The sequence below is a fragment of the Psychrobacter sp. AOP31-B2-9 genome, from assembly GCF_052378005.1.
In the GTDB taxonomy this organism is placed as follows: domain Bacteria; phylum Pseudomonadota; class Gammaproteobacteria; order Pseudomonadales; family Moraxellaceae; genus Psychrobacter.
In genome coordinates this window covers 1-24,863 of record NZ_JBQSXG010000001.1, presented here as the reverse complement: position 1 = coordinate 24,863, position 24,863 = coordinate 1, and the positions used below count along the sequence as shown (strand labels likewise).

Annotated in this window: 24 protein-coding genes; 16 read left to right on the top strand and 8 right to left on the bottom strand. The window is 42.3% G+C overall.

What is annotated here, in order from left to right:
* Positions 1-44: 44 nt before the first annotated feature.
* Positions 45-839 carry a TrmH family RNA methyltransferase gene (locus tag ACT3SX_RS00120; protein ID WP_192517988.1) on the bottom strand — a complete coding sequence of 265 codons (795 nt, stop codon included), beginning with the start codon at positions 837-839 and terminating at the stop codon, positions 45-47.
* 102 nt (positions 840-941) lie between these two features.
* Complete coding sequence (locus tag ACT3SX_RS00115; RefSeq protein WP_192517987.1) at positions 942-1,925, bottom strand: class 1 fructose-bisphosphatase; 984 nt, start codon at positions 1,923-1,925, stop codon at positions 942-944.
* 375 nt (positions 1,926-2,300) lie between these two features.
* Here ACT3SX_RS00115 and ACT3SX_RS00110 point away from each other — a divergent pair, with 375 nt between their 5' ends.
* Genes ACT3SX_RS00110 through ACT3SX_RS00100 form a run of 3 tightly spaced genes read left to right on the top strand, consistent with a single transcriptional unit; the run spans position 2,301 to position 5,187 of the window.
* Positions 2,301-3,374, top strand: coding sequence for an aspartate carbamoyltransferase catalytic subunit (locus tag ACT3SX_RS00110; RefSeq protein WP_192517986.1), 1,074 nt, complete (start codon positions 2,301-2,303; stop codon positions 3,372-3,374).
* Between the two features lie 60 nt (positions 3,375-3,434).
* Positions 3,435-4,646: a dihydroorotase gene (locus ACT3SX_RS00105; protein ID WP_192517985.1), complete on the top strand. Its 1,212-nt coding sequence runs from the start codon at positions 3,435-3,437 to the stop codon at positions 4,644-4,646.
* Entirely contained in the window at positions 4,639-5,187 is a 549-nt protein-coding gene (locus ACT3SX_RS00100) for a DUF2127 domain-containing protein (RefSeq protein ID WP_225739042.1), read from the top strand. The genes ACT3SX_RS00105 and ACT3SX_RS00100 overlap by 8 nt, the downstream gene beginning before the upstream one ends.
* 77 nt (positions 5,188-5,264) lie before the next feature.
* On the opposite strand, the gene ACT3SX_RS00095 is transcribed toward ACT3SX_RS00100, so the two are convergent.
* Both ACT3SX_RS00095 and ACT3SX_RS00090 read right to left on the bottom strand, forming a co-directional pair.
* The gene (locus ACT3SX_RS00095; RefSeq protein WP_192517983.1) at positions 5,265-6,539 is read right to left on the bottom strand and encodes a cation:proton antiporter; all 1,275 of its coding nucleotides are present in this window, start codon (positions 6,537-6,539) and stop codon (positions 5,265-5,267) included.
* Positions 6,540-6,953: 414 nt separating this feature from the next.
* The gene (locus ACT3SX_RS00090) at positions 6,954-8,495 is read right to left on the bottom strand and encodes a YihY/virulence factor BrkB family protein (RefSeq protein ID WP_192517982.1); all 1,542 of its coding nucleotides are present in this window, start codon (positions 8,493-8,495) and stop codon (positions 6,954-6,956) included.
* A 275-nt stretch (positions 8,496-8,770) separates the two neighbouring features.
* Here ACT3SX_RS00090 and wrbA point away from each other — a divergent pair, with 275 nt between their 5' ends.
* Entirely contained in the window at positions 8,771-9,388 is a 618-nt protein-coding gene (gene wrbA / locus ACT3SX_RS00085; protein ID WP_192517981.1) for an NAD(P)H:quinone oxidoreductase, read from the top strand.
* Between the two features lie 105 nt (positions 9,389-9,493).
* Positions 9,494-9,946 carry a hypothetical protein gene (locus ACT3SX_RS00080; RefSeq protein WP_413038414.1) on the top strand — a complete coding sequence of 151 codons (453 nt, stop codon included), beginning with the start codon at positions 9,494-9,496 and terminating at the stop codon, positions 9,944-9,946.
* Between the two features lie 326 nt (positions 9,947-10,272).
* On the opposite strand, the gene ACT3SX_RS00075 is transcribed toward ACT3SX_RS00080, so the two are convergent.
* Entirely contained in the window at positions 10,273-11,061 is a 789-nt protein-coding gene (locus tag ACT3SX_RS00075) for a DUF3108 domain-containing protein (protein ID WP_192517979.1), read from the bottom strand.
* 387 nt (positions 11,062-11,448) lie between these two features.
* Between ACT3SX_RS00075 and ACT3SX_RS00070 the strand changes: the two genes are divergently transcribed.
* The 3 genes from ACT3SX_RS00070 (at position 11,449) to ACT3SX_RS00060 (ending at position 14,412) form a co-directional block, all read left to right on the top strand.
* Complete coding sequence (locus tag ACT3SX_RS00070; RefSeq protein WP_192517978.1) at positions 11,449-11,739, top strand: co-chaperone GroES; 291 nt, start codon at positions 11,449-11,451, stop codon at positions 11,737-11,739.
* A 119-nt stretch (positions 11,740-11,858) separates the two neighbouring features.
* On the top strand, positions 11,859-13,514 hold the full coding sequence (gene groL, locus ACT3SX_RS00065) for a chaperonin GroEL (RefSeq protein ID WP_192517977.1): 1,656 nt from the start codon (positions 11,859-11,861) through the stop codon (positions 13,512-13,514).
* Positions 13,515-13,899: 385 nt separating this feature from the next.
* On the top strand, positions 13,900-14,412 hold the full coding sequence (locus tag ACT3SX_RS00060) for a hypothetical protein (RefSeq protein ID WP_192517976.1): 513 nt from the start codon (positions 13,900-13,902) through the stop codon (positions 14,410-14,412).
* A gap of 134 nt (positions 14,413-14,546) precedes the next feature.
* On the opposite strand, the gene yaaA is transcribed toward ACT3SX_RS00060, so the two are convergent.
* On the bottom strand, positions 14,547-15,359 hold the full coding sequence (gene yaaA, locus ACT3SX_RS00055; protein ID WP_192517975.1) for a peroxide stress protein YaaA: 813 nt from the start codon (positions 15,357-15,359) through the stop codon (positions 14,547-14,549).
* A 509-nt stretch (positions 15,360-15,868) separates the two neighbouring features.
* On the opposite strand from yaaA, the gene ACT3SX_RS00050 reads away from it, so the two are divergent.
* From ACT3SX_RS00050 to ACT3SX_RS00025, 6 genes are all read left to right on the top strand, one after another.
* Positions 15,869-17,035 (top strand): Re/Si-specific NAD(P)(+) transhydrogenase subunit alpha, encoded by a 1,167-nt coding sequence (locus ACT3SX_RS00050; RefSeq protein WP_192517974.1) that lies wholly within the window; start codon positions 15,869-15,871, stop codon positions 17,033-17,035.
* A 130-nt stretch (positions 17,036-17,165) separates the two neighbouring features.
* Positions 17,166-17,513, top strand: coding sequence for a proton-translocating transhydrogenase family protein (locus ACT3SX_RS00045; protein WP_225739043.1), 348 nt, complete (start codon positions 17,166-17,168; stop codon positions 17,511-17,513).
* Entirely contained in the window at positions 17,510-18,910 is a 1,401-nt protein-coding gene (locus tag ACT3SX_RS00040; protein ID WP_413038413.1) for an NAD(P)(+) transhydrogenase (Re/Si-specific) subunit beta, read from the top strand. Before ACT3SX_RS00045 ends, ACT3SX_RS00040 begins: the two co-directional genes overlap by 4 nt.
* 144 nt (positions 18,911-19,054) lie before the next feature.
* Complete coding sequence (locus tag ACT3SX_RS00035; RefSeq protein ID WP_192517972.1) at positions 19,055-19,591, top strand: acyl-CoA thioesterase; 537 nt, start codon at positions 19,055-19,057, stop codon at positions 19,589-19,591.
* A gap of 132 nt (positions 19,592-19,723) precedes the next feature.
* Positions 19,724-19,933, top strand: a complete 210-nt coding sequence (gene iscX, locus ACT3SX_RS00030; RefSeq protein ID WP_010196865.1) for a Fe-S cluster assembly protein IscX — start codon at positions 19,724-19,726, stop codon at positions 19,931-19,933.
* Positions 19,934-20,009: 76 nt separating this feature from the next.
* Positions 20,010-20,513 (top strand): GyrI-like domain-containing protein, encoded by a 504-nt coding sequence (locus tag ACT3SX_RS00025; RefSeq protein ID WP_192517971.1) that lies wholly within the window; start codon positions 20,010-20,012, stop codon positions 20,511-20,513.
* 88 nt (positions 20,514-20,601) lie between these two features.
* Here the strand turns inward: ACT3SX_RS00025 and dapE are convergent, their stop codons facing one another.
* Entirely contained in the window at positions 20,602-21,819 is a 1,218-nt protein-coding gene (dapE, locus tag ACT3SX_RS00020; RefSeq protein WP_192517970.1) for a succinyl-diaminopimelate desuccinylase, read from the bottom strand.
* A gap of 181 nt (positions 21,820-22,000) precedes the next feature.
* On the bottom strand, positions 22,001-22,756 hold the full coding sequence (locus ACT3SX_RS00015) for a 2OG-Fe(II) oxygenase (protein WP_192517969.1): 756 nt from the start codon (positions 22,754-22,756) through the stop codon (positions 22,001-22,003).
* 140 nt (positions 22,757-22,896) lie between these two features.
* On the opposite strand from ACT3SX_RS00015, the gene ACT3SX_RS00010 reads away from it, so the two are divergent.
* Both ACT3SX_RS00010 and pssA read left to right on the top strand, forming a co-directional pair.
* On the top strand, positions 22,897-23,772 hold the full coding sequence (locus tag ACT3SX_RS00010) for a 23S rRNA (adenine(2030)-N(6))-methyltransferase RlmJ (protein ID WP_192517968.1): 876 nt from the start codon (positions 22,897-22,899) through the stop codon (positions 23,770-23,772).
* A 10-nt stretch (positions 23,773-23,782) separates the two neighbouring features.
* Positions 23,783-24,685 (top strand): CDP-diacylglycerol--serine O-phosphatidyltransferase, encoded by a 903-nt coding sequence (gene pssA, locus ACT3SX_RS00005; protein WP_225739041.1) that lies wholly within the window; start codon positions 23,783-23,785, stop codon positions 24,683-24,685.
* Positions 24,686-24,863: the final 178 nt, after the last annotated feature.

Here is a 24,863-nt window from a genome sequence, read left to right as displayed (position 1 = left end):
TGCTTAATAGATGATAAGGCTTTAATGTTAGTTGCACATGAATGCTAAGAGTAGTTTCTTTGACGCAAGGTCTCATACAGACATAAGGAGCCTGCAATGGCTACGTTTAGACTTTCTTGCCCATTGGGCTGCGGCAGCGCAATGGGTGTGGCGCACTGCATTAATTCATCGCAGACGCCTTGACCTTCATGACCCATAATCCAAGCCACAGGTGCAGATAGATTATGATCATAAATTAAAGTGTCTGTATGCGAGCTAGTCGCCAAAAGTGGTACTTGTACTTGATCTAGAATATCCTGAGTACTCAAGCCTTCATAAATAGTTAGTGCAAACTGTGCCCCCATACCTGCTCGCAATGTTTTAGGTGACCAAGCTTGAGCGGTAGCACTGGTACATAGGATGTTTCGAATACCAACAGCTGCTGCTGTACGTAGTAGCGTGCCAACATTGCCGCTGTCTTGCACGTCATTTAGGATTAAGCAGTCCTCATTAATCATGGTCAAGCTAGGCTCAGGTACCTTGATGACTGCCATAATATCGATGCCGGTACCTAAGCTTCGAATACTGCTATAGAGCGAATCTGAAAGCGTCAAAATAGGTGTATAGGTCGGTAGGCGAGACAATACCTGCTGCACTTCAGAATGATTATATGCTGATTCAGCCAGTAGTATTTGAGCGAATGGATAGTCGCTACGCAGCGCAGCATCGATGAGATGGACACCTTCGATGACTGTCTGGCCGTTTTTTTTACGCTGGCGTGCTTGTGTCAATAACGCCTTAACCAGCTTGACCGTTGTATTTTTATCTGAGGTAATCAGCTCGGTGGGGTTTGCTACCATAGTAGTTCACTTAGAAAAAAATATAGAGAGTGTAAACAATCAGTATATAACGACATCGATAGTAAGTTTTATACTGATTGTTTTTAGATTGGTTAGGCTGACTTATTTGTCAGTATAATTTACATGTAAATCTTTAACGTAATCGACTTCGTTTTTGCTACCGAGCACCACAGGAACACGTTGATGAATATCAGTCGGATCAATATCTAAAATACGATTAACGGCATCGGTAGCACCGCCGCCAGCACGTTCAATCAATAGACTCATTGGATTGGCTTCATACATCAACCGTAACTTTCCTGCTTTGTGAGCGTATTTGGTATCAAATGGATAAGTAAATAGACCGCCGCGGCATAAGATGCGATGTACATCACCTACCATAGCAGCGACCCAGCGCGTATTGAAATCGCGACCACGTACGCCCGCTTCACCAGCGATCAGCTCATCGATATACTGTTGCATCGGTGCGCGCCAATAACGGTAGTTTGAGGCATTGATAGCATATTCACTGGTATCGGCATCAATTTGCACATTGTCTTCTATGAGCACATAATCCCCTGTATCAGGATCCAAACTAAACATCACGACGTGGTCAGTTATCGTTAGCGCAAGTACGGTAGAGGTGCTATATAGTAAATAACCTGCGGCCAGTTGTTGATTGCCTGCTTGCAAGAAATCACTGTTTTCGCTAGTTTGACCTTGGCGCTGATAAGGTAAGACAGAAAAGATAGTACCAACAGCCATATTGATGTCAATATTTGACGAACCATCAAGTGGATCAAACAATACTAATAAACTACCGTCTGCATTGGCAGGGGTGGCATTGTCTAGCTCTTCTGATGCAACACCCGCACAATGTGTGTTTTTTGCTAGGGCATCTAATAATAAATCATTGGCCAGTACGTCTAGTTTTTTTTGATCTTCACCTTGGATGTTTTGATTACCAGCTTCGCCTAAGATATCTGCTAAGGCTCCTTTTCTAAGCAGTTGTGAAATGGTCTTACCGACATTAGTAACAGTCGTAATGACATCATTGAGTGCGGGCGTGGTGGCATGATTGTCTAGATAATTTGCTAAGGTCGTCATAAAGCTTCCTAATAAACGAGTTTGATAAAGAGTATTGAGCATAAAAGAGCAGAGAGTGTGCAGCGTATTTTAAATTGATAAAATTTTAAATAGCGATACCGTGTCTTTGTCCTGACCATAAAATCAGCTACACTATATGTATTATTCATTGATGTTTTTGCTAAGCTTGTTTGCAGCAGTAGTCACTACAACGCGATTAATATTGTCTAGCAGGCTGATAATTTTGTTTTATAGGACTTGTGCTATTGGGGTAAATTGTAGCAAATAAGCATCAGAATGTCCTTGTATCTATGTATATCCACGATAAATGCTCGAACAAAAATGAATAAATGATTAATATAGACTCACATAAACTCATAATAAAGACTCGCCCTTATGTCAAATTCTATCGATAGCAGCGCAATACATACGATCTCACCAACTGACTACGCAAAATTCGATCCCAATACCATTCACCAAAAGCTCAATACCTCACTGAGTCGTCCTCAGCTCAATACTGATGGTAGTATCCGTCATTTTTTGGGTGTGGAAGGTCTTAATAAAGAACAGTTACAAGCAATTATTGCAAAAGCAGAGACGTTTTTTGATGATAATGGGCAACTGATCAACCGTCCTGAGTTAGAAGGCTGTACGGTGATGAATTTATTTTTTGAGCCGTCAACACGTACACGCACGACTTTTGAAGTGGCGGAAAAACGTCTGGGTGCCAACGTGCTGAATATCGACATCGAACGCTCTAGCACCAAAAAAGGCGAGAGCCTACGTGATACTTTGTGGAACTTGCAAGCCATGACTGCGGATATTTTTGTGGTACGGCATTCAGCATCAGGCGCTGCTCATTTTATGGCGACTGAAGTGACTCCTAATATTGCCATTATTAATGGCGGTGATGGCTGGCATGCCCATCCAACGCAAGGCATGCTTGATATGCTGACGATTCACCGTGAAGCACCGCGCCCCTTTGAAGAGCTATCAGTGGCTATCGTCGGTGATATAAAGCATTCTCGGGTCGCACGCTCTGATATCAGTGCGCTACAGACTTTGGGGGTTAAAGACATTCGTGTCTGTGCGCCGCGCACTTTATTGCCTAAAGGTATTGAACGTTTTGGTGTGAAGGTTTATGAAGATATGAATGAGTGTGTGACTGACTGTGATGTCATTATGGGACTGAGGATTCAAAATGAGCGTATTGGCTCACCATTGCTAGCATCGTCAAGTGAATATTATAAGCATTATGGTATTACACCAGAGCGCGTGGCACTTGCTAAACCTGATGCATTGGTTATGCACCCAGGACCAATGAACCGCGGTGTTGAGATCGCTTCAAGCGTGGCTGATGGCGCACAGTCTGTGATTTTAAAGCAGGTAAATAATGGCATTGCTATTCGTATGGCGGTATTGTCACTTGCGATGGCAGGTCAACGTGCTCATCAAGCTGCTAGCAAATAATATTCTCTCACGCTATTTTATTCTTCATTATTTCATTTTATTGATACGGTAATAACGCTCATGTCCAATATGATAAACACTGATGCACCGGTACTTGACCACCTTCCTAACACCATTAAAAATGCATTACCAAGTGCAGTGACTGATAAGCTAGCCTCTCTTGAGGCTGAACGTGAGATGTGGTTGCTGCCACCGTTGGTTGATCTATGCGCACGCTTACGTGAGCCAGGGCAACAGCAGCACGGCACGCTTAAATCAGAAGGTAGTGCTGCTCGTGGTAATGGTTTTTTGCATGTGGTGGTTCCACCTGATACAAACCCTATTTTAGAAAATGGCTCGCTACTCAAAGGGTTGCGTGAGCGTGCGCTTGAAGATGGTGGCATTCATTTGCATGTATTAGGTGCGTTGACTGCGGGGCTAGAGGGTGAGCGTCCATCTAATATTGCAGGATTAAAGAAAGGTGGCTGTATAGCAGTCTCTAACGCACGCAGACCTTTTCGTAATGACTTAGTGCTATTACGTACATTAGAGTATGCTGCAACTTTTGGCATGAAAGTGTTCTTTTATCCTGATGAGGCAAGCCTGTCTGGAGATGGAGTGGCGCACGAAGGTTATATCGCTTCATATCATGGACTACAAGGTATTCCATGGATTGCGGAAACAGTTGCCTTGTCTACCCAGTTATTGATGGTTGAAGAAACGGGGATAGCAGCTCACTTCAGTCAGCTGTCTTGCAAGTCTTCAATAGAGCTGATGCGCTGGGCGAAAGACAAGGGGCTACCAGTGACTTGTGATGTAGCGATGCACCAACTGTATTTAACCGATGATAATTTGGAAGGCTTCAACGCTCAAGCATATGTGTTGCCACCTCTGCGTAGTAATACTGATCAACAAGCCATCCGCCGTGGCTTAAAAGATGGCACGATTGATGCGATTTGTAGTCATCATGAGCCACTGAACAGTACAGCGAAAAAAGCACCATTTGCTGAGAGCACACCAGGCATCTCAAATTTTGATACATTCATGGCGTTAGCCTGTCAGTTGGTACATGATGAGGTGCTGACGTTAGAGCAATTGGTAGATAAAATCTGTCTCAATCCGGCAAAAATAGCAGGTATTAGCGAGCAGTATGAAAGCATTGGCGGTGCAGTATTGGTTGACCCAAATCTAACATGGCAGGTGACTGCACAATCGATGTTATCGAATGGTAAAAACACGCCGTTTTTTAATCAGCAACTGCAAGGACGCGTTGTGGAGACTTTCTTTGGTTAATTTACCGCAACAGGATGACAGTCGGCCGCCATCCTCGAAGGATTGCGTTACCGACTTAGTTGACCAACCAGACAAACGACACAGTACTTCTAGTGAGTCTATCCGAGCGGTAGCAATTTATGAGATAGTCAAAGGTGCGGGTGCTTTGTTGGGTGCTGTTGCGTTGTGGTTATGGCATAGGGATATAGTGCATTGGTTTAAGACGCTAGCAGTCTCGTGGCAGCACAGCTTTGGTCATCTATTTGCACCGCAAATTGATAGCGCAGTCCGCATTACTCAGCAGGCAAGTAAAAATTGGTCATTATTTTTATTAATAATTTTTGCTTATGCCAGCTTACGATTTCTTGAGGCTTATGGTTTATGGCAAGATAAAACTTGGGCATATTGGTTTGGTGTATTGGGTTATGGGATATTTATTCCGATTGAGCTGTACTATCTAATAGTCCGACCATTTGATTGGTTTAAACTAATCATATTGGTATCTAATATTTTGATTGTTATCGTGGTTTATCGTAATATGAAACGAAAAGGCTTGATATAAAGTCTTAAAATATTTATAAAAAATCCAGCATAAGATAGATTTCTTATGCTGGATTTTTTATAAAGCGTATTTACTGTCTATGCATCTAAAATCTTTTTGTCAGTACGAATGCTCTTAGCGACTTTGCCAACGCTCAGACCCTGTACCAAAATAGAGAAAATCACCACCGCATAAGTGAGCGCCAATAAGATGTCACGCTCGTTGCCAATGGGGAGTTGCAAGACTAAAGCAACGGAGATACCACCACGTAATCCGCCCCATGTCAGTACTTTCCATGCACCCGTCGGCAAATCAAGCTGACGATGGAAGGTTTTCGTGGTCATACCCACGACGATAAACCGAGCAAGCAAGGCAATGACAATCGTTAAACCAGCTGCAATAAATAAATTACCAGAATAGGCAATCATTACCACTTCTAGACCGATCAGTACGAATAAAATAGCGTTCAAAATCTCATCAATCAATTCCCAAAACAAATCAATATAATGACGGGTCTTATCGCTCATAGCGAAGGCACGCCCGCGATTACCAACCATTAACCCCATCATCACCATCGCGAGTGGTCCTGATAGATGCCAATGACTGGCCAATGCATAACCACCTATCACGCCTGCAAGTGTTAATAATACTTCTTCTTGATAGCTGTCGATACTCTTGAGCATATAATACAAAATCGCCCCAAGTACTAAGCCAAAGACAATACCGCCACCTGCTTCCACAGCTAAGGTATGTGCCACGTAGTCGGCCGTTGGGATGTCACCACTAGATAAAATACCAAGTAATAGCACAAAGATAACCACACCGATACCATCATTAAATAATGACTCACCAGCGATGACCGTTTCTATACTTTTTGGCGCACCTGCTGACGACAGAATACCCATTACAGCAATAGGGTCAGTCGGTGATATGAGTGCACCAAACAATAAGCACCAAAGAAACGGTAAGCCGAAACCAAGTAGCGGCAACATAAAGTATAGTGCAGAGGCAATAAGCATCGCCGAGACAATAGTACCCACACAGGCAAGAATACCAATCGGTAGTTTATAGCGTTTCAAATCACCAATATTGACATGAAGCGCACCTGCGAATAGCAGCATAGAAAGCATGCCATCTAATAATACCTCGGTAAAATCGAGCTGCTCTAACAAGCTCACTTCATAATCAATAAGCTGATCAAATCCTAAAAATCCCAAAAATATCGCACCGATAGATAAAACAATAGAGATAACCATCACGCCAATCGTGGTCGGTAGACCGATAAAACGATGATTGATATAAGTGAGTAAAGCCGTGATAGACAAAAATATTGCACTGATTTCCAGTACGGTGAGGTTGCTTGTAGAAGTCATGAAAAGGGTCTCAAGTGAGGATTAAAAGGCTTACGCTTGATGCTTATGAGCATTAAGACGGATTGATTATTTTATTACTATTTTATCGCTTTAATACCAGTAATGGGTATCAAATTTATGGGTGGGGACAAGGTTTTTTAATGGTGATGACAGGGATTGATGGACATATCTATCAAGCACACTAATATAGTCAAAGTATAAACAGGACAAGTAGTACCCCGCACAAGGATGACGATGTATAGTCAGCGAACAATTAAACCACTATCGCGTTGGCTATCCTTAAGATGTACTACTTATATAATTTGCAGTTGGCAGCTTTGTACCCATTTTAGAGCTCTTTGACTGTCCTATTTTATAGTGCTTTGACTATAGCGGATGGATAAGCGTTTGACTGTGTTTGGCCCGCAGCGTTGTTTAGCTCACAGGGTTGTCAGCTTCAGTAATGATATCTCTCTTATGATTAGAGTGTTGGTTATCCACTACAACATCATCATTTATATCTTGAGGAGTGAGAGTTTCATTGTGATGGTCATCGACTGTTATGTCACTGTTTTTGTCATAGGGCATAGGCTCAAAGTGTGGAGTTTTTTCCTTACCTGAATACTCCTTTGCCCATTGATCTGTTGTAGTAGCGGTAGTTTTTCTAAATAAATGGGGGTCATGACCTTTAAAGTTTTCTTTATTGGCAGAGGTTTTTTTGCGTGGTTCAGCATTTGCAAAAATAAGGCTCAACGGCAAGTCTAGTTGCTGTTTAGCATAAGCCTCTGTATGCTCAAAACGATCTATTAGTAAGCTAAACCAAGGTGTTTGATCTTCTAGACTCATCCCTTCAAATTCATCTTTGATGGGTAGGGGGTAGGGTAGCGTGCGATAAAAATCCCACAACGTCATGGTACTCAAGTCTTTTTTGAGAACATAGTCGTTATCTTCGGTCATAATGATGAGATTGCTGCTCTGTAAGTAGTTAATATAGGTATACCATTTGGGCAGCTCTTTGCGTCCCAGTATGCTGCGCAGTGCCCGTTCACTGACAGCTTCTCCTTTTAAATGGTAGGTGTATACTAGATTAAGCATGTCTAGCAAGCTTAGCAACGGGTGGCGTGGACAAATTTCTTCGGTCTCAAAAATAGTCAGGGTATAACTAATTTCAACACCCAATAAAATCAAATTCCATGATAGATAAATCCAAAGTAAGAATATCGGCAGTGCCGCAAACGCTCCGTAAATGGCTTCATAACTGGTAAAGTTTGCCATAACAGTACCAAATAGGTATTTCATCAATTCAAAAATGATGGCTACCAATACACCTGCTATTGCCGCGCTTTTCGCTGGTACGCGTGCTTTCGGAATGAACCAGTACATACCGATGAACCCTGCAACGGTGATACCGATGGTGACACCTCGAACCCAAATGGACCAGTCAATACCGTAGCCTGCAACCTGTTGATTCAAGAAACTCATGCTCTGAACCGCACTTGAGGCAATAAAAGCGGTACCTAATACTAACGGCCCTAGTGTCACCATCGTCCAGTAGCGCAGCATGCTTTTTAAACCACCAGAGCGGTTTTCTACTCGCCAAATCTGGTTGAAAGCACGTTCAATAGTCGTCAACGTCATGATTGTCGTAAAAAACAACACCATCGCACCAATGACCGTTAAGTTAGAGGATTTTTCAGCAAAATTGTTGATGTATTCGCTAACCTGCATGCTAGATTGTGGTAGCAAGTTGCTATAAATCACGTTATATATCTGTGCTCTGACGGAAGCAAGTGCGGGTACAGAAGACAAAATCATCAACAGTACCGTCAACATCGGCACTATTGATAGCATGGTGGTATAGGTTAGAGAGGCGGCTTTTTGTTGGCAGTTATCCTCAAAGAAATGCCCAAATAAAAAACGCAAAAACTGAAACCACCGTTGTTGTAAAAACGGGATTTTTTTTGTTAAGTTTTCCATATTTATCGTCTAACAGGTATTGTAGTGACAATAGTGTAACAAAGATTTATGGTTACCACTGATATAGAGTGTTACCCGCTACAATGTAATGTGAGGTTGTTTGCATGTGAGTGAATGACTCGGGCATAATGTGCACCTATATTGATAGTGGCATTAATGTGGATGCTTTTGTGATGAGTGGTTTGCTATGAATGATTCTCTATAAATGGCTCTACCACAAAAAACGCTATTACTATCAATCATAACGTTAATGATTTTCTGAGGAAGTGTTGCTAATGAGTCAGACTGCCCCTTACGTGTTGGTACTTTATTATTCTAGCTACGGTACGACTAAGACATTGGCATATGCTATCGCCCAAGGTATTGAGGATGCTGGTATGACGGCACGTATTCGTACTGTGCCAACTGTCGCGCCCGAGACGACATCTAGCAAGCCTGCCATACCTGATGACGGTGACCTTTATTGCACCATGGATGACCTAAAAAACTGTAGCGGTCTGGCGCTTGGTAGCCCAACGCACTTTGGTAATATGGCAGCACCCATGAAATACTTTTGGGACAACACTGTGACCATTTGGCTAGCAGGAGATTTACAAAACAAGCCAGCTTCAGTATTTACGGCGACCGGTTCGATGCATGGCGGTCAAGAAACGACATTGCTCACGATGATGTTGCCATTGATGCATCATGGCATGATTATCGTTGGCTTGCCTTATGCAGAGCCAGCGCTAAACCGTACCCATCGTGGTGGGTCGCCTTATGGAGCCAGTCACGTCAGTGGTGCGGCACACGATCAACCTGTATCTGCCGATGAGAGTGAGCTGGCAATTGCTCAAGGCCATCGTCTGGCAGTGAGTGCCAAAGCATTGGCTCAAGCTAACTGGCGTCGCTAGGCGATTTTTATAGCAGGCAGCACATAGAGCACTGACTATATAACGCTATTAATTAGGAAAAACATATATCTAATGGCTACAAACCGCTCCGACAGTGAGACAAATATGACTGCTCCAGCAAAAAAAACTGCTAAGCCTGTCAAAGTAAAAAAACCGATTGCACCTATCCGTCAGCGCTTGATGGTGACGTGGCTGATTTGGCTCGCCTATCGATTGCTGGGGCTGCCTATACTTATTAATGTATTCAACCCGAGTAGCCCTGATATCGTGGGTGGTGTCGCATGGCAAGCGCTGTGGCTAGTCCCTGCACTCATTTTGACGCCATCGATATTACGTGGACGCTCACCTTATGCGTTATTAATTAGCAGTATGTTTATACTTGTCTATCTAGGTGGGAGTGGAGTGGTATTGTTTGCTAGAGCTTACGGTAGTAGCTGGGCAGAGATAGCCGTCTATATCATTGATTTTGTGCTATTGCTGTCTATCAATTTTTGGCTGTTTATTTTACTTAAACGACTGCCTTCGATGAACAATGTGGTCAAAAAACCTCGTCAGTGAGTCAGTTTTCCTAATATTGTCAATCCTAAATAAAAGAGGTGCAACTACGCGATATGGGTTACATTTTTCTTGCTTGCTGTGCCTACGCAGACAGAGGCAGCGCAAAATGTAACCCATATCGCTGTATTTATTTTATAGTGGGTCGACTATATTCAATAAGTAGTGCTCAACAAGTAACGCTTACCAAGTGTAGTTTATTAGTTGTCAGTATAAAGTAAAAATACCAGTACCCATCGTATAAAGCTAAAAAAGCGGCGCTCTATATCGGAGCGCCGCTTTTTTATGATCTTTCTTTGGGTTCCACGAATGGACTAGTAACAACTAGCTTAGTTAAGCTTGGTTAATTCTAAATCCATTTTCTTGCCATCATTTACCTGACTTACTTTTACTGGTAAGTAGTCTAAGCTTGGTGCTAACCAAAAGCTGGTAGAGCGGCTATTGTCATCGTGGACACGGTCGACACGAACTGTATCAAAAGTACCAGCGGGTACGGTGATTTTGCTGCTGCCAGATTTTTTGAATGGGGTCTTTTCTATTTTGTCTTTTTTCGCCATGTAGTAATTACCAGAGAATTTACCGTTCAATAAATCTTGGCGAATCTGTACTTCAAGGCTCAAGTCATCAAAGGCTTGTTGCGACATGTTCAAAGTCGTTGATTTGCCTTTATAGTTACTCACAACCTTTTTAGTGCTCGAGTTAAAGTCTAGCTTATGCGTGCGACCAATGCCTAATAGCTTATAAGTAGTACTGGCTTTGCTTGGACTGACGTTGTTACCGTTAATGGTAAAGGTACTGTTTTGTGAGGCACTTGCCACACCAGCGACGCGAGCACTGACATTGTATTTCCATGTGCTGCCTGATTTGCTTAGCGTACGAGTCGCCGTACCTTTGTATTTGTCTTCTACGGTAAAGCTATAATTGGCACTTGAAGGCTGGATGGTTTTTGCGCTAGCAATAGTGGGAGCCGCCATGCTGGCAGCGCTAATAGCAGCAATACTAGCACCTGAGGTTAACGCTGCTAACAGTTTAGACTTGCCGTTTTTTTTAGACTTACTGTTTTTGAAATTGTCAGATTTGTCTATTCGTGAGTTTTTATTCGTTAGTGAAAAACGCATAAAGGTTCCTTAGGTCAAATATTAGATCAAGTATCGTTGATATATCAATTTCTATTTATCATATTAAGATTTTTATAAACACTATAATGGTCATACCTTGTTACGTTTTCAAGAGTAGTTGCTGCCAGTGGTGTGTTGCTCTTGTATCTAATGTTGCTATCAAAACGCGTTGAGTTCATGCCGCCATACTCAAATGTCTTAGAAAATACTTATAAATTTTTAGGATTTACACTTGAAGCGAATACATCTTGCCCCCATTTTTTGATACAAGCTCAACGCTTATCTGTAATACGCTGCTTTTAGCGGCACTTGTTACAGATATCGGTATTGAGACCATTAATTCAAATAAACCCTTAATTTTAATAACCAACTTTTGGAGTCATATCGATGAACATTCGTCCTTTACATGACCGTATTGTCGTCCGCCGTATAGAAGAAGAGACAAAAACTGCTGGTGGTATCTTACTTCCTGGTTCTGCACAAGAAAAACCATCACAAGGTGAAGTGCTAGCAGTGGGTAACGGTCAGGTTCGTGACAACGGTGAAATTCGTGCGTTAGATGTAAAAGCTGGCGACAAAGTTTTGTTCGGTCAATATGCTGGTCAAACGGTAAAAGCTGATGGTGAAGAACTATTGATTATGAAAGAGTCTGATGTATTGGGTGTGCTAGAAGGTTAGTCCTTTTGAGTATCATTTTATACTCAGCACATTTTGATAACAGTTTCTAATAACTACTTTTGATTAGCAAATATCAAATCAATCATATTCTCATACTTATAATAGTGGAGTAATTTAACATGGCAAAAGACGTAAAATTCGGCATTGATGCCCGTAAACAAATGATGGACGGCGTAAACGTTTTAGCAAACGCAGTAAAAGTAACGCTAGGCCCTAAAGGTCGCAACGTGGTTATCGACAAGTCATTCGGTGCGCCAACGATCACAAAAGATGGTGTATCAGTTGCCAAAGAAATCGAACTTGAAAACAAATTCGAAAACATGGGCGCACAGTTGGTTCGTGAAGTGGCTAGCCGCACAAATGATGTCGCTGGTGATGGTACGACGACTGCGACTGTATTGGCTCAGTCAATTCTACAAGAAGGCATGAAGTCAGTTGCTGCTGGCATGAACCCAATGGATCTAAAGCGTGGTATCGATAAAGCGGTACGTGCAGCGGTTCAAGAGATTCATAACCTATCTACACCAGCGGATGACTCAAAAGCGATCGCTCAAGTAGGTTCTATCTCTGCTAACTCAGACACCAAAATCGGTGAGCTTATTGCTCAAGCGATGGAAAAAGTCGGTAAGCAAGGCGTGATCACTGTTGAAGAAGGTTCAAGCTTTGAAGATACCCTAGAAGTTGTAGAAGGTATGCAGTTTGACCGTGGTTACATCAGCCCATACTTCGCTAACAAGCAAGACAGCTTAACTGCTGAGTTTGAAAACCCATATATCTTATTGGTTGACAAAAAAATCAGCAACATCCGCGAAATCGTGCCATTACTCGAGCAAGTAATGCAGCAGAGCAAACCATTGCTAATCATCGCTGAAGATGTAGAAAACGAAGCATTGGCGACGCTAGTGGTCAACAACATGCGTGGCGGCTTAAAAACTTGTGCTGTTAAAGCACCAGGTTTCGGCGATCGTCGTAAAGCAATGCTAGAAGACATCGCAACATTGACTGGCGGTACGGTCATCTCTGAAGAGATTGGTCTAAGCCTAGAGACTGCTACTTTAGAGCAGCTAGGTACGGCTAAGAAAGTGACAGTCGGTAAAGAAAACACCGTAATCGTTGATGGCGCTGGTAACACTGCTGATATCGAGAACCGTGTTGACTCTATCAAACGTCAAGTTGAAGAATCAACGTCTGACTATGACAAAGAAAAGCTTCAAGAGCGCATGGCTAAATTGGCTGGCGGCGTTGCTGTTATCAAAGTTGGCGCAGCGACTGAAACTGAAATGAAAGAGAAGAAAGACCGTGTTGATGATGCGCTACATGCAACTCGTGCAGCGGTAGAAGAAGGCGTTGTACCTGGCGGCGGTGTTGCTCTGGTTCGTGCCATGACTGCTTTGTCTGAGTTGATAGGCGACAACGACGACCAAAACGCAGGTATCAACATTTTACGTCGCGCGATGGAAGCACCATTACGTCAAATCGTGACTAACTCAGGCGAAGAAGCGTCAGTGGTAGTCAACGAAGTGAAAAACGGCAGCGGCAACTATGGTTATAATGCTGCTACTGGTGAGTACGCTGATATGCTCGAAATGGGTATCCTAGATCCTGCTAAAGTATCACGTTCAGCACTAGAAAACGCTGCATCTGTTGCAGGTCTAATGCTAACCACCGAAGTGATGATCACTGATCTGCCACAAAGTGATGATGGCATGGCTGCTATGGGCGGCGGTGCTGCTGGTGGAATGGGCGGTATGGGTGGAATGGGCGGCATGATGTAACTTATGCCTCGACTAAATTTGTACGACGTTGTTAACCTCGCTCGATGTACTATTAGTACAGTCTTCACTTGGTTGCCTAGTCGTACTTCTTTAGTCAACCCATAAGACGCTTTTAACTAAAGTTGTAAATATTCTTTGGAAGTGTTTGAACTACCAAAAGCTCTGCTATCGAAAGATAGCAGGGCTTTTTTGTGTTTAATACAATATTATAGTGGGCATCGCAAAACAAACCCCCGATAGGCTTAGCTTATCGGGGGTTAAGATTAAGAGATAAATGTTTATTATTAGTTTGAAAATCCTAAAATTAACAGTCATAATATAGAAACAAAGTATTAGTAAAAACTATACATAAAGTAGTATTCTTATTCAATTTTTTGGAAAACTAATGAAGAAATTATTATTCACAGCTTTTGTTTCACTTAGTACCCTGTTTGTTCCATATAGTTCCAGTATGGCTAAAAGTAATAAGGTAAACGACCTTTCAAGTATTGATCAGATGTATAGCTCTAAGTTAGTAGGTACTTGGAATTGCGATTCTGTCAAAATGGAAGTTGAAGATGCAACTGTTACTATGGAAGGAGGTACTTCTTATTTCACTAATAAACGAAGTAATACATTTGGTACGATGATTATCGACTATCCTAAAGAAAACATTACGCTTGAATACGATTATTTCGGTACAGGCACGTGGGAGATAGATAATAAAAAATTAGTTGAAATATTAGAAGATATTAAGTTGACTAATATAAGTCATCCATACATGGATCAGTTATTCAATATGACTGATATGTTCCCAAAAAATATAAGTGCATCTTCCTCAATTATATCTTTGTCACAATCAAATATGACCTTAAAAGATGATACTGAGGGCGTAATATTTACTTGCTCAAAAAAATAGCTAAATAAAGAGCTTATTTCATAAGCCCAAATTATCTATATAAATAAACCTCTAGTTCGAACCCATATAGAAAAACCCTAGTGAGATGAGCGCGCTGGGGTTTTTCATGGAGGTCTGAAAAGTTTTATACTAATCTACTGATTCACCGCATCTCGTCTAAACGTCCACGTCTTGTCATCAGAAGCGTCTTCACAATAATAATATCCCGACAAATTAAACTGCTTTAATTGCTCAGCACGAGTCAATTTATTATCAGCGGCATACTTGACCATTAGACCACGTGCTTTTTTGGCATAAAAGCTAATCACTTTATATTGGCCGTTTTTTTTGTCTTCAAATCGTGGGGTGATAATTTCAGCATCCAATGCTTTTTTCTTTACCGCTTTAAAGTACTCGTTTGAGGCCAGATTCACCAGTACTTTATCATCGTTATCATTCATTCGTGTATTGATAACGCCAGTCACTTCCTCGCCCCAGAACTCATATAAATTAGCACCGCGCTCATTTGCTAGCTTGGTACCCATCTCTAGGCGATACGGCTGAATCAGATCCAGCGGTTTGATCACACCATACAGCCCTGACAAAATCCCCAAATGTTCATTCACATAGATAGCTGTGTCTTTGTCCATGTGATACATATCGAGTCCAGTATAGACGTCACCATCGAATAGGTAACCTGCAGGTTTGGCTACATTAGCAGTTGCGTCAACGGTGAATGGCTGATCCTTACTCCAGTTCCACTGATGATTACGCTCAGCATTGAGCTGTGCTAAATCATCAGAGATTCCCATCAATTCTTGCAAATCAATTGGCTCTTTTGATTTTAGTATTTTCATCAATGCTTGCGAGTGTTCAATCAGCTCAGGCTGACTATAGTAGTTGCCCATATTGATTGGTATGGCATCTGTTTCGTTCAAAGATTTGGCAGGTGAAAGTACAAAGTACATGGTTACTCCTTATTATAGTGAGTCAATAATCCAAATTAACAATGGAGGTATCAAAATGTTTATTGTTTCTATTATACGGTAGTTAGAGGAGGAAATTGACTGACTCATCACTGTTTTAGGTTTTTTATATTAGGCTTAGAATATGTATAAATTTAAAGGGTTACGAAGAATATCGATAGGCTAGATGGTACAAAATATTGTGTATTTCTGAAAAATAAAAATTCTCAATATAACAATAAAGATTGAGAGATGACACAAATCACTGAATTTTTCTTTTACTTGTGCGTCATCATTAGACGATGAAACTTGACGAACGATATCTCTATAATAAAAAGGCATGATGAAAAACTATATATCATTTATTAAATTGATAGTTCTTTGGTCGCTCTAATGGATTAATCACGACTAGAGGTTTATGTCCACTGTGCTGTTTTAGGTGCTGAGGGTATTAATATCAACGGTAGTTGTGGGACGTAAATATAGTCATTTGACATAAGTAAGGAGACGGTATGAAAATCGGTGTAATCAGTGCAGATATCACGAGCGAGAGACGTGTAGCCATAACCCCAGACGCAGTCAAAAAATTGCGTAAACTCGGATTTGAAGTCGTCATTCAGTCAGGTGCAGGTCAGGCAGCATATTATGCTGATGCGTTGTATCAGGCTGCGGGTGCCGACATTGCCAGTAGTCGCACCGAGGTGATTACCCAGTCTAAGATTATTACCACCGTCAATGACTTACCAGCTGAAGCCACCCAAAGCTTGTCGTCTGGTCAGATCGTCATTGGCATGCTCGATCCATATCGCAACACTCAGCTTGACACTTATGCCGCCAAAGGCGCGACTGTATTTGCGATGGAATTATTGCCTCGTACTCTGTCACGCGCACAGAATATGGATGTACTGTCATCTCAGGCCAACCTTGCTGGTTATAAAGCCGTGTTGCTGGCCGCCAATGAGTATTCACGTCCATTCCCGATGTTTATGACCTCAGCAGGTACAGTCAAACCAGCCAAGGTCGTTATCTTGGGCGTTGGTGTTGCCGGTTTGCAGGCGATTGCGACGGCAAAGCGTTTGGGTGCAGTGGTAGAAGCCAGTGATCTACGTCCGACTGCACGCGAACAAGTGGAGTCACTTGGTGGTAAATGGCTTGATGTACCGATGAGCGCAGAAGAGGCTGAGACAGCCAAGTCTACCGGTGGCTATGCGTGGACGCCATCTGAACAATACATCAAAGAACAATCCGCTGTCGTAGACAAAGCACTCAGCAATGCTGACATCGTCATTACCACCGCGCAGATTCCTGGTCGTAACGCCCCTCGCCTGGTACACGGCGCAACCCTTGCCAAAATGAAGGCCGGTTCAGTACTGATCGATATGGCGGCTGGTACTGGTGGTAACGTCGAAGGCAGCGTACCCAACGAAACCATCACTACAGATAACGGCGTACGTATCGTTGGTGCGGCTAATATTCCCTCGATGCTCGCCGCACAGTCTTCAGATTTGTATGCCAATAACCTGGTCAATTTTATCACCACGCTAATCACACCTGACACTACAGACGATAACGGTAGTGATTCAGCAAGCGCATTGACGCTTACGCTAAACATGGAAGACGAGATTCAAGGAGCTCTGGCAGTGACACATGACAGTCAAGTACGCCTCGCTAAACGCTAAGGCTTGACGAGCTAAGTTTTTATAGCTTATTGCCATACATTTTGTCACCACACATTTGCCAGATATGAATAAATTTTAGGAGGATTAAATGATTGCCACTATTTTAGCGGCAGCGCCAGCTGGTGCTGCCATGAGTAGCACACCATTTGTAGCGATTTTCACTGTATTTGTGCTCGCTATTTTTGTTGGATACTACGTGGTTTGGGGCGTTACGCCTGCATTGCACACGCCATTGATGGCAGTAACCAATGCTTTGTCAAGTATCGTTATCGTCGGTGCGATGCTACAAACGGTCACGATTGAGGGCTCGATGTTCACACCGACCAGTCTGCTGGGTGCCTTTGCAGTATTTCTTGCCAGTATCAATATTTTCGGTGGTTTTGCCGTGACTGAGCGTATGCTTGCCATGTTTAAACCGAAACCAAAAAAAGCACCCGTTCTTGAAGCGAATACGACTGAAACTGGAGGCGACGCATGAATGATTTTTCAGCAATGATTGCGGCAAATGCGGATTGGTTTTATCTGGTCGGCGCTATCCTTTTTGTTTTAACTCTACGTGGTTTATCTAGTCCAAAGACGGCTATCCGTGGTAATCGTTTTGGTATGGCAGCGATGGCGATTGCTGTCGTGACCACATTTTTTTTAGCAGAAGGCCCTGTGCTTTGGTTGATTATCGGAGCGATGATTTTGGGTGCTGTCGTTGGCATGTGGAAAGCGAAAACAGTCGCAATGACTCAAATGCCAGAAACGGTTGCCTTGATGCATTCGTTTGTCGGTTTGGCAGCGGTTGCGATTGCACTTGCGACAGTGTTGCACACTGAGCAGCAGCATGGTGCCGTTGCCCGTGTTGAGCTATTTATTGGTTGCTTCATCGGTGCGATTACTTTTTCAGCTTCAGTCTTTGCCTTTGGTAAATTGGCAGCAAAAAGCTGGGCGAAAACACTGGTCGGCGGCTGGGTAAAACCTGTCCAAGCGCTATTATTCATTGCGATGATTGGTTTTGGCGGCGTGTATTTCGTCACTGATTCATTACCAGCATTTTATGCGATGGCAGTGATTGCGGTTATCTTTGGTTGGATGTGGATTGCGCCAATCGGTGGCGGTGATATGCCAGTAGTGGTATCACTATTGAACTCGTTCTCAGGTTGGGCAGCAGCAGGTATTGGTTTCACCCTTGGTAACTCGATGCTGATTATCGCAGGTTCGCTAGTCGGTTCATCAGGTGCGATTTTGTCTTATATCATGTGTAAAGCCATGAACCGCTCGCTACTCAATGTCTTGTTTGGTGGTATGGGTACGTCAGCCGTGGCTGCAGGCGGAGATGATGGTGCGCCAAAGAACTACAAAGCAGGATCAGCAGAAGATGCAGGGTTTCTCATGTCTAATGCCAGTAACGTGGTTATCGTACCAGGTTATGGAATGGCGCAAGGCCGCGCACAGAATGCAGTAAAAGAGTTGTATGAGTTATTAAAAGAAGAAGGTGTTAATGTTCGTTTTGCCATTCACCCAGTTGCGGGTCGTATGCCAGGGCACATGAACGTCCTGTTGGCTGAAGCGGATGTACCTTACGATGATATTTTAGAAATGGACGAGATTAACTCAGATTTCGCGAGTACAGACGTGGTCTTGGTTATTGGTGCAAATGATGTTGTGAATCCATCTGCGAAAGATGATCCTACCTCACCAATCTTTGGTATGCCGATTCTAGAAGTCAGTAAAGCCCAGACGGTCATGGTCATCAAGCGCTCAATGAGTACTGGTTATGCAGGTCTTGATAACAGCTTGTTCTACATGGACAAAACCATGATGATATTTGGTGATGCCAAGAAAATGGTCGAAGAGATGGTACGTACTATCAATGGCGGCGGTCATTAATCTCTAAGCTATGTTTTTAGCTATTATTATTTACAGATAAGTTTTTAAATAAAGAAAGTCACTCAGGTGGCTTTTTTGCGTTAAAGTATGAAGCATTCATATTTTATCATTATGTATAAAAAATAAAAGGTAAGAGAGCTGCTTATGAATATGTTAATACGTTTTTTTATTATGGTCAGTTTACTAAAGCAACAACTCAAGCAGCAGTCAACGGGTGAGGGCATTAGTATAGAAACCTTGATCGAACCGACTGTCCGTCACTATCGAGTATTACCGCATGATATGGGGTTTCGTGATCACCTGCCTAATTATCGTTATTTATCATTCATTGAGCTAAACATCACACGCTGGGTCATGGCGCGCTGTCACCAAAAAGGCATTAAAAAATTGAATTGGATCATGTCTATGCAGGAGATGGTCTATCTAAAACCAATCAAGTTTTTGGATAAAGTGACACTTAGTAGTACAGTCGCAGGATGGGATCAGAAGTACGTATATTTTGAGCATCGTTTCTTTGTAAAAAACCAGCTGATGAGTATTGGTATGACCAAGTTTATTTTTGCAGACAAAAAAGGCAAATGTACGCCAGAAATATTGGATATGGTAGGGGAGCATATGACTGATACGATTACCACATGGAACACACACCAATCTGCTTTAAAGTCTGCCAAACCAGTGTAGATATCATAAGCTGACATATAAATAACTTGGCTATAATCATTTGCTGAATTTTGATAAAATAGTATCCATCAAATTGTTAAAACTATCTTATCAAGACTATCTTATTAAAATGGTTAAAAATGAGGAGCCACTATGATCCCGCAAAAATTAAAATGGACAGATAGCTTAGATATCGCTATTGAGCTTTATGAAAAATTCCCAGAAACAGATCCGCAATACATTCGTTTTACGGACTTGCATCGCTGGGTTACTGAACTAGAAGGCTTCGATGATGATCCGCAAAAATCAAATGAAGGCATCCTAGAAGCCATTCAAATGAACTGGATTGATGAAGCAGATTGATCGTTAGGCTTTTCAGTACCAGTATTAGCATTAATAGAAATAGAAGACTAAATAAACAGATAGAAAAGGCCGCATCATGACATCACAAATTAAAGAGCTACCAGAAGCAATAGCTTGTAGCGGTATCAGCGTTCGTACCACTAATAATGCTGAAATAAGCCATGAAACGGCTAAGTTAGGTCGGTTATGGCAAAAGTTTTATCAAAACCATGTCGGTCAGCTCCCTGAAGGTGAAGATATTTATGGTGTCTATCACAACTACGAAAGCGATGATCTAGCAGGAGCGTTTGACGTTGTGGCCAGTTGGAAAACCGCTAGCGAGCAAGACGCTCAGTCAGGCAGCGACAGTGTGGCCAATGCTAGTAAGCTAGTAACAGTTGAGATTCCTGCAGGCAAGTACTTGGTATTTTCTCAAGAAGGGCACATGCCAAATACTGTGATGAATGCATGGGAAAGTGCTTGGGAGTATTTCAATGCACCAGATTGTGAGCATACCCGCACTTTTAAGGTGGATTTTGAACATTATATCGATGGTAATCTAGAATACGGTCAAGTCGATGTCTATATTGGTATTGAGTAAATCTGGTATTTATTGAGTTGGTTAAAGTAATAAAAAAGCGCCAAATCTAATTCAGATTTGGCGCTTTTTCAATGATAATAAGGAGCTGTTAATCTAGCAATAAATTTTCTAAAATACCTTCATAAATCTGCGCCAGTTTGCCCAAATCATCCACTTCTATTTTTTCATCGACCTGATGAATCGTCGCATTACGCACACCCAGTTCAACGACTTGTGCACCTGTTGGTGCGATAAAGCGGCCATCTGATGTGCCACCAGAAGTTGATAGCGTCGTATCAGTATCGGTTACTTGTTTAATCGCCTTTTGACAGGCAGAAACCAGCTTACCTTCAGGAGTCAAAAATGGCTGACCAGATAATTTCCAATGAATATCGTAGCTCGCTTTGCTATTGGCAAAGTGCTTATCAAAAATAGCATGCGTTTTTGCCTTTAGCTCATCTTCAGTGGTTTCTGTCGAAAAACGAAAATTAAAGACAACGTTTAAGGCTTCAGGAATCACGTTGGTTGCGCCAGTGCCGCCATTGATATTAGAGATTTGCAGCGACGTCGCAGGGAAGTAATCGTTACCACTGTCCCATGCAGTAGAGGTCAGTTCAGCCAGTGCTGACATCGCTGCATGAATTGGATTGCAAGCCAGATGCGGGTAGGCCACATGACCTTGTTTACCCGTAACGGTAAGCTCAGCACCCAATGAGCCACGGCGACCGTTTTTGATAATATCGCCCAGCGTATCGGTACTCGATGGTTCACCAACCAAGCAATAGGTGATTTTTTCTTGGCGCGCTTCTAAGGTTTCGATTACTTTGACCGTACCATTGATAGAAGGACCTTCTTCATCAGAAGTGATTAAAAAGGCGATTGATCCTTTGTGCTCAGGGTGATTGGCCACAAAACGTTCAGATGCGATAGTAAAAGCGGCAATACCTGTTTTCATATCAGCGGCACCGCGCGCCCATAAGTAGCCGTCAGCGATGGTTGGTGTAAATGGCGGATATGTCCAATTACTTTCATCGCCAGTTGGCACGACATCAGTATGACCCGCAAAACAAATGACAGGATCGGTGCTGCCACGGCGTGCCCACAAGTTCTTGACTTCAGCGTGCTCACCTTTTGCTTGTCTATCGCCATAGTACATAAACTCACAGTCAAAACCTGCTTGTTTTAATCTTTCTGACAAGATATCTTGGCAACCATCATCATCTGGCGTCACTGAAGGACGTTCAAGCAGTTCGATGCTCAAATCTAATGTTTCTTGTTGATGCGTTGTTTGTTGAGAAGGAGATGTTTGGTGATTAATGTCAGACATAAACGAACCTTTTGGTTATCAAGTTAATTTTTAATACTTTTTTCGATAGACAATTCGATAGACGAGTAGGGTCTGTTAAATATTCAAATATTAGGACTGCTGGTCGCTAAAATAGCACCACCACATTTGAAAGTTCAACAAATCCTAGAATATATTGCTTATACACAAGCTAGATAATAATCTACGGATGTTCTTCAACAAAGGGCACTAAGCTATCGCGGCGCATCCAAGTTGCAATAGAATAGCGTTGCCTATGGGCGATTTGTACTTGATGCTGCAAGTCGCTATCAAATATTACCAGTCGGTTAGCAACTGGCAAAACATTGTGATGAACGCCATGTTTGTCGACGACTTCTAATGCGCCACCATTATCAGATGACCATTGATCGTTGAGATAAAACACGGCTGAAATAACGCGCTCGTCACGTCCAGTAGGGTTGTCACTGTGCCATTGATAGCCAAATCCTGCCGGATAGCAGGCATAATGCGCTTCACTATGACGAATACCAGCGAACAAGCTACGATTGAATAGCGAGGCCAAAGCGTTGATGCTTTGTAGATAGTAATAGCCTGCAAAGAAGTTTTCGGTAATCCAGCGGATTCTATCACCGCGAATATCGCTGAGACGCACACCCGCGGTCAGCTCAGCATCACGATACTCAATAAACCCACTTTCTGCTTGCAAGGCTAATAACGCAGTACGACTAAACACATCATCAATGATGAGCCAACCATCATTAACAAACTTATCGAGCTGTTCATCCGTCAGTTTATCCTCCCAACGAACAGCAAAGTCAGATATTTGCAAGGTGTGCTGAGTGGATGATTTATCTTTTGTCTCATGAACACAGGGCGCAAGCAAAGGTGGATTGTCAGCACCTATTGGATGCTTGACCATCAACCCTGTCACATTAAGGTTACTAATAATTTTAGTCATGTCGTCTCATTATTGTCGATTAGCGATTAATCAACCAGCAATCAATACTTTTTATTGAAAGTACTTACCAAAACCACATTATATTTTATTCTGCCTATGCTACCATAGATGCAATTTTTCTTATTTAAACTTTTGAGATTATGAACTATAAACACGCCTACCACGCTGGTAACTTTGCTGATGTGGTCAAACACATTTTATTGGTGCAATTACTTAATCAATTAGGGCAAAAAAACAAACCTTTTTATGTGCTTGACGCTTATGGCGGTCGTGGACTGTATTCACTAAGCAGTGAGGAGTCGCGTAAGACAGGTGAAGCCAAAGGTGGTATTCAAGCTTTACTAAATGCGGATACCGAAAAAGCGCCTGCTGCCGTCAAGCAGTATATGGAAGGTATCAAGCAAGCTCGATTTACTTATGACAATAAAGTTTATCCGGGATCTCCTTGGTGGATTGCTCATCATGTTGAACAAAATCCAGATGCAGGCGTTCGTGGCGAAGCCTTTGAGGCCAAAGCTAGCGAATATGATGCGCTGAATTATCAGCTGTATAAACTGCCAATTGGTATTCATCATCGTGACGCCTTTGAAGGTATTACTGCAGTTATTCCACCAAAAGAAAAACGCGGTCTGATTTTTCTGGATCCACCGTATGAGCAAGAGCATAAAGACTTTACCCGCCTCATTGACTTGTTGGTTGCTGCTTATAATAAATGGCCACAAGGCACTTATGCGCTTTGGTTCCCTATCAAAAACATTGAAGCCGTTGAGTTGTTTTACAAAAAGCTGAAACGTACTGAGATGCGCCGTCAGTTGGTTTGCGAATTGAATGTTTATCCGAATGACGTTGCCGTTGGTCTCAACGGTACGGGTCTATTGGTAATCAACCCGCCTTGGCAGTTTGATAACCATGCACGTGAGATACAGCGTTTCTTACAACCTGCACTCAAAGTAGCGGATGCGCCAGAATTAACACCTGATAGTGCGACCAATGTGCGCTGGTTAGTAGGCGAATAAGGATATTCAAATGACTAACCTGCAATCACCCAAAGAACAATCAAATAACTCGACGCCAAATGAAGAGGTATCACAAGATCGTGCAGCAGCTCAGCCGCCTTTTATTGATGAACAAGATCTCAATATCCGCCTAGCGAATAATGACAGTTATGATGGTTTGACGTTTGAGGTGATTGAGGCAGAAGTTGCTGAAGGTCAGCGTATAGTGAGTCGTGGTGTCTATTTAGCACCTAATTTGATTACAACCTTATCACTACTGTCAGGATTTTATTCAATTTTGGCCAGTACCCAAGGTGAGTTTTATAAAGCATCTTTAGCTATCTTCTTATCTGCTATTCTGGACGGTGCTGATGGTCGTGTCGCGCGTATGCTTAACGCCCAAAGCCCTTTTGGTGAGCAGTATGATTCTTTAGCAGATATGTTAGCGTTCGGCGTGGCACCAGCCATTTTGATTTATAGCTTTGCTTTAGAGCCATTAGGGCGTATCGGTATCGGCTGTGCTTTTGTATTCACGGCTTGCGGTGCTTTTCGTCTTGCACGGTTTAATGTACAGATTGGCGAAGTTGATAAAAAGTACTTTGTTGGTTTGGCCAGTCCACTTGCTGCTATCTTAGTTACTTCTGCTGTCATGGTTGCTGTCGATCATAATGAATGGATTGGTCAGTACGATACAGCGGTCATGCTATTATTCGCGAGCTGGGTAGTGATTTGTGGTTTACTAATGGTGAGTAACGTCAAATATTATAGCTTTAAAGAGTTTGACAAAAAGAAAGTACCTTTCGTAGTGCTGATCATTGGTGTGCTGATCATGAGTATCGTGTTATATGATATTCCTGTCGGTATACTAGCCATTGGTATTATCTACGCCTTGTCAGGAATCGTAACGACGGTTAAAACGAAAGTAAAAGGCTAATACTGCTTTCTATAACACCTATATTGAAAAATCGTATATTGTCGTATATCAAATTATCGTATATCAAAGGGCTTACCGTTAGGTAGGCTCTTTTTTTATGAGTTTGTTGCTACCTTCAATAAATAGATTAAGGTTATTTAGTATTCCCCCTTGTTTTATATCTCAAACTCCGTATAAT

What these genes read in the sequence shown, in the direction of transcription:
- ACT3SX_RS00120 (WP_192517988.1), bottom strand. Translation starts at nt 839, where the DNA reads ATGGTAGCAAACCCCACCGAGCTGATTACCTCAGATAAAAATACAACG.
- ACT3SX_RS00115 (WP_192517987.1), bottom strand. Translation starts at nt 1,925, where the DNA reads ATGACGACCTTAGCAAATTATCTAGACAATCATGCCACCACGCCCGCA.
- ACT3SX_RS00110 (WP_192517986.1), top strand. Translation starts at nt 2,301, where the DNA reads ATGTCAAATTCTATCGATAGCAGCGCAATACATACGATCTCACCAACT.
- ACT3SX_RS00105 (WP_192517985.1), top strand. Translation starts at nt 3,435, where the DNA reads ATGTCCAATATGATAAACACTGATGCACCGGTACTTGACCACCTTCCT.
- ACT3SX_RS00095 (WP_192517983.1), bottom strand. Translation starts at nt 6,539, where the DNA reads ATGACTTCTACAAGCAACCTCACCGTACTGGAAATCAGTGCAATATTT.
- ACT3SX_RS00090 (WP_192517982.1), bottom strand. Translation starts at nt 8,495, where the DNA reads ATGGAAAACTTAACAAAAAAAATCCCGTTTTTACAACAACGGTGGTTT.
- wrbA (WP_192517981.1), top strand. Translation starts at nt 8,771, where the DNA reads ATGAGTCAGACTGCCCCTTACGTGTTGGTACTTTATTATTCTAGCTAC.
- ACT3SX_RS00080 (WP_413038414.1), top strand. Translation starts at nt 9,494, where the DNA reads ATGACTGCTCCAGCAAAAAAAACTGCTAAGCCTGTCAAAGTAAAAAAA.
- ACT3SX_RS00075 (WP_192517979.1), bottom strand. Translation starts at nt 11,061, where the DNA reads ATGCGTTTTTCACTAACGAATAAAAACTCACGAATAGACAAATCTGAC.
- ACT3SX_RS00070 (WP_192517978.1), top strand. Translation starts at nt 11,449, where the DNA reads ATGAACATTCGTCCTTTACATGACCGTATTGTCGTCCGCCGTATAGAA.
- groL (WP_192517977.1), top strand. Translation starts at nt 11,859, where the DNA reads ATGGCAAAAGACGTAAAATTCGGCATTGATGCCCGTAAACAAATGATG.
- ACT3SX_RS00060 (WP_192517976.1), top strand. Translation starts at nt 13,900, where the DNA reads ATGAAGAAATTATTATTCACAGCTTTTGTTTCACTTAGTACCCTGTTT.
- yaaA (WP_192517975.1), bottom strand. Translation starts at nt 15,359, where the DNA reads ATGTACTTTGTACTTTCACCTGCCAAATCTTTGAACGAAACAGATGCC.
- ACT3SX_RS00050 (WP_192517974.1), top strand. Translation starts at nt 15,869, where the DNA reads ATGAAAATCGGTGTAATCAGTGCAGATATCACGAGCGAGAGACGTGTA.
- ACT3SX_RS00045 (WP_225739043.1), top strand. Translation starts at nt 17,166, where the DNA reads ATGAGTAGCACACCATTTGTAGCGATTTTCACTGTATTTGTGCTCGCT.
- ACT3SX_RS00040 (WP_413038413.1), top strand. Translation starts at nt 17,510, where the DNA reads ATGAATGATTTTTCAGCAATGATTGCGGCAAATGCGGATTGGTTTTAT.
- ACT3SX_RS00035 (WP_192517972.1), top strand. Translation starts at nt 19,055, where the DNA reads ATGAATATGTTAATACGTTTTTTTATTATGGTCAGTTTACTAAAGCAA.
- iscX (WP_010196865.1), top strand. Translation starts at nt 19,724, where the DNA reads ATGATCCCGCAAAAATTAAAATGGACAGATAGCTTAGATATCGCTATT.
- ACT3SX_RS00025 (WP_192517971.1), top strand. Translation starts at nt 20,010, where the DNA reads ATGACATCACAAATTAAAGAGCTACCAGAAGCAATAGCTTGTAGCGGT.
- dapE (WP_192517970.1), bottom strand. Translation starts at nt 21,819, where the DNA reads ATGTCTGACATTAATCACCAAACATCTCCTTCTCAACAAACAACGCAT.
- ACT3SX_RS00015 (WP_192517969.1), bottom strand. Translation starts at nt 22,756, where the DNA reads ATGACTAAAATTATTAGTAACCTTAATGTGACAGGGTTGATGGTCAAG.
- ACT3SX_RS00010 (WP_192517968.1), top strand. Translation starts at nt 22,897, where the DNA reads ATGAACTATAAACACGCCTACCACGCTGGTAACTTTGCTGATGTGGTC.
- pssA (WP_225739041.1), top strand. Translation starts at nt 23,783, where the DNA reads ATGACTAACCTGCAATCACCCAAAGAACAATCAAATAACTCGACGCCA.